Annotated in this window: 12 protein-coding genes; 6 read left to right on the forward strand and 6 right to left on the reverse strand. The window is 63.2% G+C overall.

Translation table 11 applies throughout. The features are described from left to right. A partial coding sequence (locus KB554_RS12115; RefSeq protein WP_211036340.1) for an MFS transporter occupies nucleotides 1–1,094 on the reverse strand: 1,094 nt, incomplete at its 3' end. 272 nt (nucleotides 1,095–1,366) lie between these two features. On the opposite strand from KB554_RS12115, the gene KB554_RS12120 reads away from it, so the two are divergent. Next, nucleotides 1,367–2,065: a pirin-like bicupin family protein gene (locus tag KB554_RS12120; RefSeq protein ID WP_211036341.1), complete on the forward strand. Its 699-nt coding sequence runs from the start codon at nucleotides 1,367–1,369 to the stop codon at nucleotides 2,063–2,065. Between the two features lie 176 nt (nucleotides 2,066–2,241). Here the strand turns inward: KB554_RS12120 and KB554_RS12125 are convergent, their stop codons facing one another. Further along, entirely contained in the window at nucleotides 2,242–3,825 is a 1,584-nt protein-coding gene (locus tag KB554_RS12125; RefSeq protein ID WP_141428818.1) for a peptide chain release factor 3, read from the reverse strand. A gap of 154 nt (nucleotides 3,826–3,979) precedes the next feature. Then, nucleotides 3,980–5,536 carry an L-aspartate oxidase gene (gene nadB, locus KB554_RS12130; RefSeq protein ID WP_141428820.1) on the reverse strand — a complete coding sequence of 519 codons (1,557 nt, stop codon included), beginning with the start codon at nucleotides 5,534–5,536 and terminating at the stop codon, nucleotides 3,980–3,982. Nucleotides 5,537–5,605: 69 nt separating this feature from the next. On the opposite strand from nadB, the gene KB554_RS12135 reads away from it, so the two are divergent. Next, entirely contained in the window at nucleotides 5,606–6,817 is a 1,212-nt protein-coding gene (locus tag KB554_RS12135; RefSeq protein WP_211036342.1) for an S-adenosylmethionine:tRNA ribosyltransferase-isomerase, read from the forward strand. A 74-nt stretch (nucleotides 6,818–6,891) separates the two neighbouring features. Here KB554_RS12135 and KB554_RS12140 read toward each other — a convergent pair whose 3' ends face one another. Next, nucleotides 6,892–7,533, reverse strand: a complete 642-nt coding sequence (locus tag KB554_RS12140) for an outer membrane beta-barrel protein (protein WP_211036343.1) — start codon at nucleotides 7,531–7,533, stop codon at nucleotides 6,892–6,894. Beyond that, nucleotides 7,530–8,732 carry a sodium:proton antiporter gene (locus KB554_RS12145; RefSeq protein WP_211036345.1) on the reverse strand — a complete coding sequence of 401 codons (1,203 nt, stop codon included), beginning with the start codon at nucleotides 8,730–8,732 and terminating at the stop codon, nucleotides 7,530–7,532. Before KB554_RS12145 ends, KB554_RS12140 begins: the two co-directional genes overlap by 4 nt. Nucleotides 8,733–9,058: 326 nt before the next feature. On the opposite strand from KB554_RS12145, the gene eno reads away from it, so the two are divergent. Next, complete coding sequence (eno, locus tag KB554_RS12150; protein ID WP_141428826.1) at nucleotides 9,059–10,345, forward strand: phosphopyruvate hydratase; 1,287 nt, start codon at nucleotides 9,059–9,061, stop codon at nucleotides 10,343–10,345. 398 nt (nucleotides 10,346–10,743) lie between these two features. On the opposite strand, the gene KB554_RS12155 is transcribed toward eno, so the two are convergent. Continuing rightward, on the reverse strand, nucleotides 10,744–11,505 hold the full coding sequence (locus tag KB554_RS12155) for a DeoR/GlpR family DNA-binding transcription regulator (RefSeq protein ID WP_232522855.1): 762 nt from the start codon (nucleotides 11,503–11,505) through the stop codon (nucleotides 10,744–10,746). 309 nt (nucleotides 11,506–11,814) lie between these two features. Between KB554_RS12155 and KB554_RS12160 the strand changes: the two genes are divergently transcribed. From KB554_RS12160 to KB554_RS12170, 3 genes are read left to right on the forward strand one after another with little or no spacing between them, the layout of a single operon-like run. Then, nucleotides 11,815–12,948, forward strand: coding sequence for an SIS domain-containing protein (locus KB554_RS12160; RefSeq protein WP_141428830.1), 1,134 nt, complete (start codon nucleotides 11,815–11,817; stop codon nucleotides 12,946–12,948). Between the two features lie 24 nt (nucleotides 12,949–12,972). After that, a complete protein-coding gene (locus KB554_RS12165) occupies nucleotides 12,973–14,199 on the forward strand; it encodes a class II D-tagatose-bisphosphate aldolase, non-catalytic subunit (protein ID WP_211036347.1) in 1,227 nt (408 codons plus the stop codon). Nucleotides 14,200–14,211: 12 nt separating this feature from the next. Then, complete coding sequence (locus tag KB554_RS12170) at nucleotides 14,212–15,171, forward strand: PfkB family carbohydrate kinase (RefSeq protein ID WP_211036349.1); 960 nt, start codon at nucleotides 14,212–14,214, stop codon at nucleotides 15,169–15,171. The last annotated feature ends 1 nt before the right edge of the window (nucleotide 15,172 follow it).

A 15,172-nucleotide genomic window follows, 5' to 3' on the forward strand; every position in this document is an offset into this window, starting at 1 on the left:
TGCGCCCATGCGGCGCCCGAGAGGAATGTACCCAGCGTGCCGCCCGCGAAATAGGTGCTCATGAAGATCGTATTGATGCGGTTCGAGGCCGCAGGGCATAGCCCGAACAGCGGAGCCTGGTTGCTCAACTGGATGCATTGCATTCCGATGTCGATCGCTACGATTCCGAAAACGAACGAGGCGTAGCTCTCCGCGCCGAACAGGAACAGCGCCCAGGCGATGAACTGCAGGAGTGCGCCGATGCAGTTGAAGCGGTGTATGCCTACGCGGGTGATGTATTTTCCGGCGACGGTGGCGGTCAGTGCCCCTGCGATGCCGCATAATCCGAGTATTCCGACGATGTCGCTGCCGGCATGGAACGGCGCCTGCGCCATCTTGAAAGCCAGCGAAGCCCAGAAACAGAGCAGTGCGCCGAATGCGAAGGCGGCGCGCACGGAGTACAGCCGGAGGAGCGGGTATTGCCTGAGAAGCGTGAAGAGCGAACGCATCAGCGCGCCGTAGCTGCCCGAGAAATTGGGACGGGTGTCGGGCAGGATGCGGAATGCGGCGATGGCCGAGAGCGTCATCAGCCCCGTGGCCATGACGTACATTTCACGCCATCCGAGCCATTCGCCCACGGCGCCGCTCACCACGCGCGAGGCGAGGATTCCCGTGAGAAGTCCCGAGAGGACGATGCCCACGTTGCGGTTTTTCTCCTCGGGGCGGGAGTATTGGGCCGCGAGCGGGATGAAGAACTGCGGGACGACAGAGCAGATGCCGATGACGAGCGAGAAACCGTGGATCGCCCGGATGTCCGAGGCCGCGGCGGTCGCCGCCAGCGACAGGATCAGCAGGGCGAAGACCGCAAGAAGGATGCGGCGGCGGCTCACGAGATCGGCGAGCGGGATGAGGAATAACAGTCCGAGGGCGTAACCCGCCTGGGAATAGAGAGCGATGTGGTTGGCCGCGAGCGTCGAGATGCCGAGGTCCTGCCGGATCATGTCGAGCAGCGGCTGGTTGTAGTAGAGGTTGGCGACGGAGACGCCGGAGATGACGGCCAGCGTGTAAAGCAGCCGGCGCGGAAGCCCGGCGTCCTCTTTCAGCATCGTTTTCATCGTTTGCGGTTTTTTCGAAAGCAAAGCTACGAAGAAAATCGGCAACCCCCGAACCGGTCCGGAGAAAACTCCGGCCGGACCGGTTGCTGCGGCCCGGAGTGTCGGTTGGAGCGGCACGAACCGCTGTGTAACTCTGTCGGATTGTAACGTGTTGCTGTCGAATATGTTGCCGGCCGAGTCCTTCCCGCTCCGGCGACCGGCCGCCGCCGGAGTGACGGATGGAAGTCCGGCCCGGTTTTTGCATCGTGACCGAAAATCGAAAGGAGAAAAAGATGGACAAAGTACTGCACCGTGCGGCGACGCGCGGCCATGCCGACCACGGTTGGCTCGATACCTATCATACGTTCAGTTTTGCGGACTATTACGATCCGAAGCGGATCCATTTCGGGGCGCTTCGGGTGCTGAACGACGATACCGTGGCTCCCGGCGAGGGGTTCGGAACCCACCCGCACGCCAATATGGAGATCGTTTCGATTCCGCTTTCCGGGGCGCTGCGACACCGTGACAGTATGGGGTATGTACAGGAGTTGCGGCCGGGCGGGATACAGGTGATGTCGGCCGGTACGGGAATCACGCACAGCGAATTCAACGCCAGCGACACCGAGCCGGTGAAGTTCCTGCAAATATGGGTGCTGCCCGATGCCCGCGGGCACAGGCCCCGGTACGATCAACTGACGCTGGCCCCCGCCGTGCGCAATGAGCTGCGGCCGATCGTGGCGCCCGAGGGTTTCGGGAACGAGCATGTGGGATGGATTCACCAGCGGGCCTGGTTTCATACGCTCGACCTCGATGCGGGACGCGGGGCGGATTATCGCCTGCGGCTCTTCGGCGACGGCGTTTACCTGTTCGTGCTGGAGGGGTGCGTCGAAACGGCCGGAGAGACCCTGTCGCGCGGGATCTGCGGCGCGGGGGAACTGCGTATTGATGCTGCGGCCGATGCCTCCGTGCTGCTGATCGAAGTGCCGATGTGATTCGTCCCGGCCGGTTCCGGCCGATTCGTCCGGGTTCTACCGCATGCCGTTTCCCGGTGGGGAGGGTGTATTCGATCGGGAAGGCGGTTTTTCCGTAGTGCCGGAGAGGCGGACGCATCGCACAGCTTTTGTTCCGGGACCGGCCTTCATGTCAGACGAATGGGCTTTTCGTCGGATCAGAACTCCGAGGTGAAGTGGAAGCGGATCTCCTTGAAATTCTCCTGCGCCAGGGCGAGCGCATAGCTCGTGTCGGCGAGGAAGACGTCGCGGCCGTGCTTGTCCACGGCCATGTTGGTGTGCTTGCGGCGTTTGAAGTCGGCCAGTTGCGCGGCGTTGTCGCTCTCGATCCAGCAGGCTTTGTAGATCGAGATCGGCTCCCAGCGGCAGGAGGCGTTGTATTCGTGCTCGAGGCGGTACTGGATCACCTCGAACTGTAGCGCGCCCACCGTGCCGATGATCTTGCGGCCGTTGAGCGACGAGGTGAAGAGCTGCGCCACGCCCTCGTCCATGAGTTGGTCGATGCCCTTGGCCAGTTGCTTGAACTTCAGCGGGTCTGCGTTCTCGATGTAGCGGAACTGTTCGGGGGCGAACGACGGGATGCCCGTGAAGCGGAGCTTTTCGCCCTCGGTGAACGTGTCGCCGATCTTGAAGTTGCCCGTGTCGTGCAGGCCCACGATGTCGCCCGGGTAGGCGAAGTCGATCACCGACTTCTTTTCGGCCATGAAGGCCGTCGGCGAGGAGAATTTCATCTGCTTGCCGCTGCGGACGTGCAGGTAGTTCCGGTTGCGTTCGAACGTGCCCGAGCAGATTTTCAGGAAGGCGATGCGGTCGCGGTGGTTGGGGTCCATGTTGGCGTGTATCTTGAATACGAAGCCGGTCATTTTCGGCTCCCCGGGCTCCACCGTGCGCGTCTCGGTCGGGGCCGGACGCGGCGAGGGGGCGATGCGCACGAAGCATTCGAGCAGTTCGCGGACGCCGAAGTTGTTCACGGCCGATCCGAAGAATACGGGCGCCAGCTCGCCCCGGAGGTAGGCGTCGCGGTCGAATGCGTCGTAAACCCCTTCGACCAGCTCGACGTCCTGCCGCAACTGGTCGGCGAATTTCGCGCCGATGCGCTCGTCGAGTTCCGCCGATGCGAGGTCTTCGATCTCGACCGTCGAGGCGTCGGCCGTCAGTTTCTCGTCCGAGGTGAAGAGCGACAGCCGCCGTTCGTAGAGGTTATAGACTCCCTTGAACGTCGGGCCGTTCGAAATGGGGAAGGCCAGCGGACGCACGCGGATGTGCAGCTCCTTCTCCACCTCGTCCAGCAGGTCGAACGGCTCCTTCGAGGGGCGGTCCAGCTTGTTGATGAAGACGATCACGGGCGTCTGCCGCATCCGGCAGACCTCCATCAGCTTGCGCGTCTGCGCCTCGACGCCCTTCGCTCCGTCGATGACGATGATGACCGAATCGACGGCCGTGAGCGTGCGGTAGGTGTCCTCTGCGAAGTCCTCGTGGCCGGGGGTGTCGAGAATATTGATCTTGCATCCCGCGTATTCGAAGCCCATCACGGCCGTGGCCACCGAAATGCCTCGCTGGCGCTCGATCTCCATGAAGTCGGACGTGGCGCCCTTCTTGATCTTGTTGCTCTTGACGGCTCCGGCCACGTGGATCGCGCCGCCGAAGAGCAGCAGTTTCTCCGTGAGGGTGGTCTTGCCCGCGTCGGGGTGGGCGATGACGGCGAAGGTTCGCCGGCGTGTGATCTCTTCCTGTTGTGTCATAGTCGTATGGCGAATTGGCTCCGGGACCGGTCCCGGATTGCGGGACGCTGTTTCGCGGCGGGCCGCCGCGCCTGCGGGGCCCTTTCGTCCGGCCCTTTCGGCAAGGACCCGCCGCATTGCGTCCGGGATGCGGGCGGGGGCGTTCCGGGCGGGGCTACTCCTTGGGGTAGTCCATGTTGTAGTGGCAGCCCACCGACTCCTTGATCTCGCGCCCCTGCTTGATTACGAGGTACGCCACGGCGATCATGTTCCGCAGCTCGCACAGCTCGCGGTTGGGCTTGGTCTTGCCGTAGAGCTCTTCGGTCTCTTCGAAGAGGATCGACAGCCGCCGCATGGCGCGTTTGAGCGAGAGGTTCGAACGCACGATGCCCACGTAGTTGGACATGATCTGCTGCACCTCGCGTTTGGACTGGATGAGCATGAGCATCTCCTCGGTGTGCTGCGTGCCTTCGAAATCCCAGTCGGGAATGCCCTCCTGGAAATCGACCGTGCCGACGAGCGACGCCGTGCGGCGTGCGGCCTGGTCGGCATAGACGACCGCCTCGATGAGCGAGTTCGAAGCCAGCCGGTTCGCGCCGTGCAGCCCCGTGCAGGAGGTTTCGCCCAGCGCGTAGAGGCGGCGGATGGAGGTTTCGCCGTTGGTGTCCACCTTCACGCCGCCGCAGCAGTAGTGCGCCGCGGGGGTCACGGGAATCCAGTCCTTCGTGATATCGATGCCGATCGAGCGGCACTTCTCGTAGATGTTGGGGAAGTGGCTGCGCACGGCCGCGGGATCCTTGTGCGTCACGTCGAGGTAAACGAAGTCCTCGCCCCGGCGGGTCATTTCGCGGTAGATGGCGCGGGCCACGACGTCGCGCGGCGCCAGCGAGCGCATCGGATGGTACTTGTCCATGAACTCCTCGCCCGACTGCAGGCGCAGGATGGCCCCGAAGCCGCGCATGGCCTCGGTGATGAGAAAGTTGGGCTTCTCGCCCGGGTTGTAGAGCGTCGTGGGGTGGAACTGGATGAACTCCATGTTCTCGGTGATGGCCTTGGCGCGGTGGCACATGGCGATTCCGTCGCCCGTGGCCACGACCGGATTGGAGGTCGAGGAGTAGATGTTGCCGCAGCCGCCCGTGGCGACGACGGTGAATTTCGAAAGCATGGTCTCGATCTCGTTGGTCCGCTCGTTGAGCACGTAGGCGCCGAAGCACGTCAGCCCCCGCGTGTGGCGCGTGACGAACTCGCCCAGGTGGTGCTGCGTCAGCAGGTCGATGGCGAAGTGCCTCTCGAGCACCGTGATGTTCGGGTGGCGGCGCACCGACTCGACGAGGGCCCGTTCGATCTCGGCGCCCGTGAGGTCCTCGTGGTGGAGAATGCGGTGCTCCGAGTGGCCGCCCTCGCGGTTGAGCTCGAAGCGTCCGTCGGGGGTCGTGTCGAAGCGCGTGCCCCAGGCGATCAGGTCGCCGATCAGCTCGGGAGCACGCCGCACGACCAGCTCCACGGCCTTCCCGTCGCATTTGCCCGCGCCGCATACGAGCGTGTCGGCGATGTGCTTCTCGAAGGTGTCGGGGGCGTAGGTGACCGAGCAGATGCCGCCTTGTGCGTAATTGGTGTTGCACTCCGCGATCTCGCCCTTGGTCACGACCGTGACATGGCCGTGGGCGGCGGCCTTCAGCGCGAACGAAAGGCCCGCCGCGCCGGAACCGATAACCAAAAAGTCGGTTTTCATTGTTTTCTGACCATTAAGCGCCGCAAAGTTACAAAAAATAGTAACTTTGCCGCACAAATTCCGGCAAATATGGAGCGACATATAGATATAAACAGTTTCGACTACGCGCTTCCGGACGAGCGGATCGCCCGGTTCCCGCTCGCCGAGCGCAGCGCCTCGAAACTGCTCGTCTGGCGCCGCGGACGGATCGCCGAGACGCGTTTTTCCGACATCGGCGACGTGCTGCCCGCGGGCGAGCTGCTCGTGTTCAACAACACGAAGGTCATCCGCGCGCGGATCATCATGCACAAGCCCTCGGGGGCGCGCATCGAGGTATTCTGCCTCGAACCGCACGCACCGGCCGACTACGAGCGGGCGTTCGCCGTGCGGGGCGCGTGCGAGTGGTCGTGCATCGTGGGCAACCGCAAGAAGTGGAAGGAAGGGTATGTCGCCGTCGGCTTCGACTGCGCGGGGCGGGCCGAGCACCTTCGGGCGCGGATGGTCGAGGACCGCGGGCGCGAATGCGTCGTGCGTTTCGAATGGACGGCCCCGATGACTTTCGGGCAGTTGCTCGAGCACTTGGGGCGGATTCCGATTCCGCCCTACCTGAACCGCGAGAGCGAGGAGATCGACAACACGCGCTACCAGACCGTCTATTCGAAAGTGGAGGGGTCGGTGGCAGCCCCTACGGCGGGGCTGCATTTCACGCCGGAGCTGATCGGGGCGATGGAAGCCCGCGGATTCGGTTTCGAGGAGGTGACGCTCCACGTCGGGGCGGGCACGTTCCTGCCCGTGAAGGACGAGGACGCCGCGAAGCATCCGATGCACACCGAGCATTTCGAGGTGCGGCGCGCGACGGTGGCCCGCCTGCTGGAGCGGTGGGGGCATATCACCGCCGTCGGGACCACCTCGGTGCGCACGCTCGAATCGCTCGCGGCTCTGGCGTGGCGCATCCGCACGGGCGGAACGCCCGATGCGGAGCGGGCGATCGGGCAGTGGGAGCCGTACGACATTCCTTCCGGTTATACGGGGCGCGAGGCGCTGGAGGAGCTGCTCGCGTGGATGGATGCGCACGGCTGCGACCGGCTGAAGGCCGCTACGCGGATCATGATTACGCCGCTCGGTTACGAGTTCCGCATCGTAAGGAATATCGTCACGAATTTCCACCAGCCCAAATCGACCCTGCTGCTGCTCGTCTCGGCCTTCGTGGGCGAGGAGTGGCGGAACATCTACGACTATGCGCTGGACCACGGGTTCCGCTTCCTGAGCTACGGCGATTCGTCGGTGCTGCTGCGGGAGTAGCGGCCGGATGGCCTGCCGGACCGGAAAGACGAAAGGACGCCCCGCAGGGCGTCCTTTCGTCTTTCCGCAGCGGTTCAGAAGCGGTAGCCGATGCCGATGGAAAGGTTGCGGCTGCGGAATCCGTCGAATCGGAACTTCGTCAGGTCCCCGTCGGGATCGGAGGGAAGGGTGTACTCTTCGGAAAGGGTGTTCAGACATCCCACGTCGCAGCCTGCGCGGAGCTGGATCCGCCGCCACTCCATGCCGAGGGCCAGCCGGATGCCGAAATCCGACCGGCGGAGCGCGCCGTGCGGCCCGAACAGGTCGTACCATGCCCCGCTGCTGCGGATCTTGCCGCCCAGCCCCACGGCATACCACGCTCCGGCCGCCGGGATGAGATCGAGCCGCCGCCCGAGGCGGATGCGGACGTTCAGCAGCAGGGGAACCTGCAGATACATGGGACGTATGGCGAGCCCCTGGTATGCGCCGCCGGCGCTCGTGAAACCGATGCCCGTTTCGACGTAGAGGGGCAGACTGCGGTGGAGCAGCACCTCGTCCGCCACTTCGATATGGTAACCCGTGCGTGTTTCCGTGGCGGCCCGAAGCGAGCCGAGCGTGACCTGCAGGTGGGCGAAGGTCGCGCCGCCGCGCACGGACAGCATGTTCTTCGCGCGTTCCTGCGCCGCGGCGGGCGCGATCAGCAGCACGGCGGCGACGAGCGGCAGCAGACGTCTCATTCGGTTTTTCCGTTGGCCGTCTCCGGCGTGTAACTTTTGAGCGCCAGTTGCTTGACCCATACGACGAAGCCGCCCGTGAGCACCAGATTCAGCACCAGCGTCAGCACCGAGACGACGAGCGCCGGGCCGCCCAGGTTGTATCCCAGGGCGATGAAGATGACCCCGGCCCCCACTTCGCCGCGGGTGAACATGCCCACCGAGAGGGCCAGTCGTTCGCTCAGTTTCCGGTCGCGGTAGAAGAATAGCGGGACGAGTTTGCCGAGGTTCGAAAGCAGCGATACGGCCACCACGTGCAGGGCCACGACGCCCCACGGCATCATCGGCTGCGACGCCGTGACGGAGGAGGCCGCGGCTGCGGCGGCGTCGGCTCCGGAGCCGGTCATCAGCGGCATGCTCATTCCTACGAGCAGCATGAAGAGGAACGAGATGCCCGTGGCGATGCGGCGTTCGGCGGGCGTGTCGATATGCCGGTGGCGCATCAGCATCCCGACGACGAAGGCCGGGAGCAGCACCTCGATATGGATGCTGTTCTCGGGACCGTACCAGTGTTTCGTGGCGAGGTAGATCGCCTGCGTCAGCGCGCAGACCGCGACCGAGAGCCCGAGGATGCGTTTCCAGTCCTGCCGCACGTCCCACGTGCCCTGCCGGCGCCAGCCGACGGCGAGCAGCACGACGACGATGGCCACGATGGCGAACATCTGCCACCGCAGGCCGATCATCAGGATCTGCAGGGGGATCATCAGCAGGATGGTGTCCAGGTCGTCGAAGATGGCGAGCACCTGGATTTTGCGGTAGATCCAGCTCTCCTTGAGCTTCAGCGCCGCCAGCATCGTGAAGAGGATGCCCGCCGAGGTCGGGGCGGCGAAGCGGCTCAGCAGCAGGTTTTCCTTCCAGGCCGCCGGGTCGCTCCAGAGATCGGAGGGAAGCAGCACGAAGACGTAGTAGAGTACGATGAGCAGCCAGGGAAGCGCCGCTGTGGCCATGGCGATGAAGTAGTCGGCCGTGTAGGAGCGCCAGCGCGTCTTGTCGATTTCGAACTCGCGGCCCACGTTGATCATGATGAATCCCAGGCAGACGTACAGCAGCGTGTCGGCCGCGGCCTTGAACGGGCCGTAACCCGCGCCGAGCGCGCCGGGAAGCAGTTGGGAGGCCACGAGTCCCGCCATGAGGAAGAGGGAGAAGGAGAGTACTTTGCGCATGGAAGCGAATCTTTGTTTGGACGGTCCTATTCCTTCGGGCGCATCCGGCCGCGGGGGCGCCGGTGCATTCGAAAGTATATGAACACGTTCGGTTGTCGTGTGCGGACGCCGTTCCGCGGAACGGCGTCCGGGTTCACGGGACAAAGATACGATTTTGCGGCGGATTCCCAAACCGGGGGGGGGAAGCGGTCGCGGCCTTCGGCGTGGAATTCCGCGGCGTGAAAAAAATAACAGCCGGCGAATCCGCAATTCACAATTATTTTGTAACTTTGCGGTGCAAAACGGACAGAAAGTTTTAAGACCGTATAATTCAAATTATTACAACTATGCAGATTGTAGAGATTCACGCAAGGGAGATCCTCGATTCGAGAGGCAATCCGACCGTCGAGGTCGAAGTTCGTACCGTATCCGGCGCATTCGGCCGTGCCGCCGTTCCGAGCGGCGCATCGACGGGTGAGCACGAGGCCCTCGAGCTTCGTGACGGCGACAAGAGCCGTTATCTGGGCAAGGGTGTGCTGAACGCCGTGAAGAACGTCAACGAGGTGATCGCTCCGGCCATTATCGGCATGAACGTGGCCGATCAGGTGGGCATCGACAAGGCGATGATCGCCCTCGACGGCACGCCTACGAAGTCGAAGCTGGGCGCCAACGCCATTCTCGGCGTGTCGTTGGCCGTGGCCCGCGCCGCCGCCGACTACTTCGGCATGCCGCTCTATCGCTATATCGGCGGTTCGAACGCCAAGACGCTGCCCGTGCCGATGATGAACATCATCAACGGCGGTTCGCACTCGGACGCTCCGATCGCGTTCCAGGAGTTCATGATCCGTCCCGTGGGCGCTCCGTCGCTCAAGGAGGGCCTGCGCATGGGCGCCGAGGTGTTCCACAACCTGAAGAAGGTGCTCCACGAGCGCGGCCTCTCGACCGCCGTGGGCGACGAGGGCGGTTTCGCTCCCGCGCTGAACGGTACGGAGGATGCGCTGGATTCGATCATCAAGGCCATCGAGAAGGCCGGCTACGTTCCCGGAAAGGACGTGATGATCGGCATGGACTGCGCTTCGTCGGAATTCTATAAGGACGGCGTGTACGACTATACGATCTTCGAGGGCGAGAAGGGCGCCAAGCGCACTTCGAAGGAGCAGGTGGAGTACCTGAAGGGCCTCGTGGAGAAGTACCCGATCGACTCGATCGAGGACGGTATGTCGGAGAACGACTGGGAAGGCTGGCAGATGCTGACCGCCGAGATCGGCGGCAAGTGCCAGCTCGTCGGCGACGACCTGTTCGTCACCAACGTCGAGTTCCTGAAGAAGGGCATCGAGATGGGCTGCGCCAACTCGATCCTCATCAAGGTGAACCAGATCGGCTCGCTGACGGAGACGCTCGACGCGATCGAGATGGCGCACCGCGCCGGCTATACGTCGGTTACGTCGCACCGTTCGGGCGAGACCGAGGATTCGACGATCGCCGATATCGCCGTGGCTACGAACTCGGGTCAGATCAAGACCGGTTCGATGTCGCGTTCGGACCGTATGGCCAAATACAACCAGTTGCTCCGCATCGAGGAAGAGCTGGGCGACGAGGCCATCTACGGCTATAAAAAGGTTTACCGCAAGTAAAATTTCCGGCGGCTTCGGCCGCGGATATTCCGAGGGTCCGGTCTGTGAAGGCCGGGCCTTTTTTCATATCCGGATTTTTGCATCCGGGTTCCGTGCGGGCGGGGGCGTGGTCAGGGATAGGCCGGAGAGTATGCGTCGGTCGGACGTATCCGGCTGAACCGGGGTCCGGGGATTCTGCCTCCCCGGGGGGGCCGGCTCCGGTTTCCGCCTGTTTTTGTTCGGGCTTTTTCCGGTGCGTCTTCCGGACGGACGGGCCGGAGATGCGGAAGAAGGGGGGGGCTGCGATCCGGAACGATCGCAGCCCCCCCCCTCTTCGGTCTGTCCGTCCGGTTGGTTCCGCGGACGCTGCGGGCGCCTGACAGGCAGAAATATATTTCGAAAGTTTCGAATGCGGCCGGTTACGGATGCACTTCGGCCGCGTAGACTTTGATCTGCATGGACCGTAGCTGGTTCCGGATATTGGCCGGCAGGTTGCTGTCCGACACCACGACGTCTATTTTGTCCACCGGGGCGATGAAGGCGAAACTGCGCTTGTTGCACTTGCTCGAGTCGAACACCGCGATCACCCGTTTCGACATCGAGAGCATCATCTGGTTGATATTCGCCTCTTCGATATTCGGGGTGGACAGTCCGCATTCGATATTGAAGCTGTCCACGCCCAGAAACAGTTTGTCGCAATAGAAAACCTTGAGGTTCATTTCGGCGATGGGTCCCACCGTGGACTGCGACGCTCCGCGCAGATTGCCTCCCAGCAGAATGATATTGAACCGTTTGTAGCCCAGCAGCTCGGCCGCGATGTTGATTGAGTTGGTGATGATCGTGAGCCGCTGGAACTTGTGGAGGTTGCGCGCTATTTCGAGTGTCGTGGTGCCCGAGTCCAGCAGGATCGTGTCGTTTTCCTCGATCAGCGTGGCCGCGACGCGGCCGATCGCCTGTTTTTCTCGCGTGTTGAAAAACCGCTTGTTGTGGATCGGCGTGTCCTCCTTGCTCTCGGCCTCGGTGTTGGGGAGGCCGATCGCTCCGCCGCGGGTCCGAATCAGCAGATTCCGTTCGTCGAGTGCGTTGAGGTCTTTGCGGATCGTAACTTCCGATACGCCGAATTCCCGGTGGAGTTCTTCGACCGAGATCGCCGACTGGCTTTTCAGTCGTTGCAGAATCATTGATCTTCTGCCTTTTGTCGTTTTTAGCGTGTTGTCCATCGTACTGCCCGGTGTAAGATTGGGTTAGAGGTCGTGTTACGGATGCAAAGATATGAAAAATTTCCGTCATAAACTGAAATGGGAGTTTCGAAACTTTGTGAAATTAAATTTCGGCCCGGATTGTTGAGGATTATTTCATTGTTTTATAGTTTATTATGTGCTATTTTTCTCTCTGGTCCGGTCGTGGTGTCTGAAAAAATATCGTATTCGAAACATTGCGAAATTTTCGGTTTGCGTATTTTTGCCTTCGTCGAATTAAAAGTCCTGATTATGCAAAGTAAAGGCCAATATACCTATGCCGAGATCATGCAGCAACCCCGTGTCTGGAAACAGCAGTACGACCGGATCGCGGCGCGGCGGCAGGAGATCGAAACGTTCGTGCGCTCGCACATCGAGCGAGGCTACCGGGTGCTTTTCACCGGAGCGGGCACTTCGGCCTATATCGGCGATGCGCTGGTTCCGGCCGTCGCGGGTTCGCTCTTCGAGGGGGCGGCGGCGGTTCCCACGACCGACATCATCACCCATCCGGCCTCCTGGTTCACTCCGGGGCGCAACGTGCTGCTCGTGTCGTTCGCCCGTTCGGGCAACAGTCCCGAGAGCCTCGGCGCTATCAAGCTGGCCGACAGGCTGGGAGGAGAGCGGGTCGCGCATATCTTCATTACCTGCAACGCCGAAGGGCGGCTGGCCCGGATCGCTGCGGCGCACCGCGATTCGCTGCTGCTGCTCCTGCCCGCCGAGACGGATGACAGAAGTCTGGCCATGACCAGCAGTTTCTCGACCATGCTGCTTACGGCGTTGCTGGTTTCGCGCATCGACCGGATCGGCGGGGACGCCGCGGCGGTCGAATGCCTGGCGAACCAGACCGCCCGTGCGCTGGAGACTTACGACAGCCGGATCGCGGCGGTCGCACGGCGGAACTTCTCGCGGGCGGTCTTCCTCGGATCGGGCGCGCTGAAGGGTATCGCCGAGGAGTCGCATCTCAAGTTGCAGGAGCTGACCGACGGGGGCGTCATGTGCGGCTTCGATTCGTTTCTCGGATTCCGCCACGGTCCGAAGGCCGTCGTGAAGGAGGATTCGCTGCTGGTTTACCTCGTTTCGCGCGATCCCGCCGTGCGTCGTTACGAGGAGGACCTGATTCGGCAGATTGATGCGAACAACCGGACGGCCGCCGTGGTGGCCGTTTCGGCGGAGCCTTACGCCGTCGGGGGCGTCTCCTTCGATCTGAACGTGGTGCTCGGCGGCGGCGATACGGGTGTCTATGGCTGCATCCCCTATGTCTTTACGGCCCAACTGCTGGGTTATTACAAATCCCTCGACCGGGGGCTGAATCCCGATTCGCCCTCCGTGTCGGGCAATATCCACCGTGTCGTGGAGGGGGTCACGATCTATCCTTACGAACGATAATACAACCGACTTTCCGGAATCGCTATGAAAAAAACCGAACAACTGCTCGAATCCATCGGCCGGATCACCCGCGAGACGGGGATTCCCCGCACCATCTTCGCTGTGTGCCCCAATTCGGTGGCCGTGACGAAGGCCGCATTCCGCGCCGCACGCCGCAACAACGCCCCGATCTATTTCGCCGCGACCCTGAACCAGATCGACGTGGACGGAGGCTATACGGGGATGACGCCGGCCGACTTCGTACGCATGGCGCGTCTCGAGGCCGAGGCCATCCATTATACGGGTACAACCGTCATCGCCATCGACCACGGCGGTCCGTGGCTCAAGGACCGGCAGGCCGTCGAGCGCTGGTCGCCCGAGGAGGCCATGAACGGCGTGAAGAGGTCGTTCGAAGCCGCCGTGCTGGCCGGCTACGACCTGATCCACGTCGATCCCACGGTGGATATTTTCGTGCCGAAGGGGGAGATCATCAGCATCCATCTGGTGGTCGCCCGCACCGTCGAGCTGATCGCCCATGTCGAGCGGTTCCGCCGCGAACGCGGACTGCCGCCCGTCTCCTACGAGGTGGGAACCGAGGAGGTGCACGGCGGACTGGCCGACGAGAAGACCTTCGACACGTTCCTCGCGGAGCTGAAAACCGCTCTGAAGGAGGCCGGGCTGGAGGACGTATGGCCCTGCTTCGTCGTGGGCAAGGTGGGGACCGACCTGCATACCGCGACGTTCGATCCCGGAGTGGCGCGTGTGCTGACGGACAAGGTACGCCCCTACGGCAGTTTCATCAAGGGCCACTATACCGACGGGGTGAGCAATCCCGAGCAGTATCCCCTCTGCGGCATGGGCGCCGCCAATGTGGGCCCGGAGTTCACGATGAGCGAATACGACGCGCTGGCCGAGCTGGAGCTGCTCGAAAGCCGCGAGCTGGAGAAAGGCACGGTGGCGATGGCCTCGCGCATGACCGGGGTGCTGGAGCGGCTGGTCCGCGAGTCGGGGCGCTGGCGCAAATGGCTGCATGAGGAGGAGGCCGGACTGGAGTTCGATCAGCTCGGCGCGGAACGCCGGATGTGGCTCGTCAAGACGGGCTGCCGCTATATCTGGCAGCGGCCCGAGGCGCTGGCCGCCCGCTACATGCTCTGCGACAACCTGCGTCGTGCGGGATACGATCCCGAGGAGATGGTGCTGGGGCGTATCGAGCGCGACATGGACAAGTATTTCACGGCTTTCAACCTGGTCAATCTGAACGACCTGCTCTAACCGAGACGCGCTATGAAAACTTTCGATGTCATCGCGCTGGGCGAACTGAACGTGGACCTGATCCTGAACCGGATCGCCGGGTTTCCCGAGGTGGGCAAGGAGATTTTCGCCCGGGACATGATCTGTACGCTGGGCAGCTCGACGGCCATTTTCGCCGCCAACGTCTCGGCGCTGGGCGCCCGCACGGCGTTCGCGGGCATGATCGGCCGCGACGCCTTCGGGGAGCTGGTGCGCGGAAGTCTCGAGGCGCGCGGCGTGGATACGCGCTATGTGATCGAGGCGGCGGACCGTGCCACCGGCGTCACGGTCGTCATGAGTTACGGCGAGGACCGGGCCAACGTCACTTATCCGGGAGCCATGGAGGCCCTGCGCTTCGCCGACCTCGATCCGGAGATTTTCCTGTCGGCCCGGCATATTCACCTCTCGTCGCTTTTCATGCAGCCCGGGCTGCTGGCCGATATCGTGCCGATCCTGCGGGCGGCGCACGACGGCGGCGCGACCGTCTCGCTCGATACGCAGTGGGACCCCGCCGAGGAGTGGCGGATCGACTGCCGCGAGGTGCTGCCGCTCATCGACGTCTTCATGCCCAACGAGGCGGAACTGACGGCGCTCGCGCATGCGGCGTCGCTCGACGAGGCGATCGGGAGCGTGCGGCCGTGGCTGCGGCGCGCCATGATCGTCAAGCGCGGCAGCCGGGGCTCGGTGCTCGTCACGGCCGGCGGGGAATGCCGCGAGGTCGGGGCGCTGCTCAACCGCGAGGCGGTCGATACCATCGGTGCGGGCGACAGCTTCAATGCCGGGTTCATCCGGTGCTTCGTCCGCGGCGGTTCGCTCGGGGAGTGCCAGGATGCGGGCAACCTCACCGGAGCGATCTCTACGACGGCGGCCGGAGGCACGGGGGCGTTCGCCGACCGGGAGGCGGCCGTCCGTACGGCGTGCGAGCGGTTCGGAAAACAACTGAATCTGGATTGAT

The sequence above is a fragment of the Alistipes sp. Marseille-P2263 genome (assembly GCF_018101075.1).
GTDB lineage: Bacteria > Bacteroidota > Bacteroidia > Bacteroidales > Rikenellaceae > Alistipes > Alistipes dispar.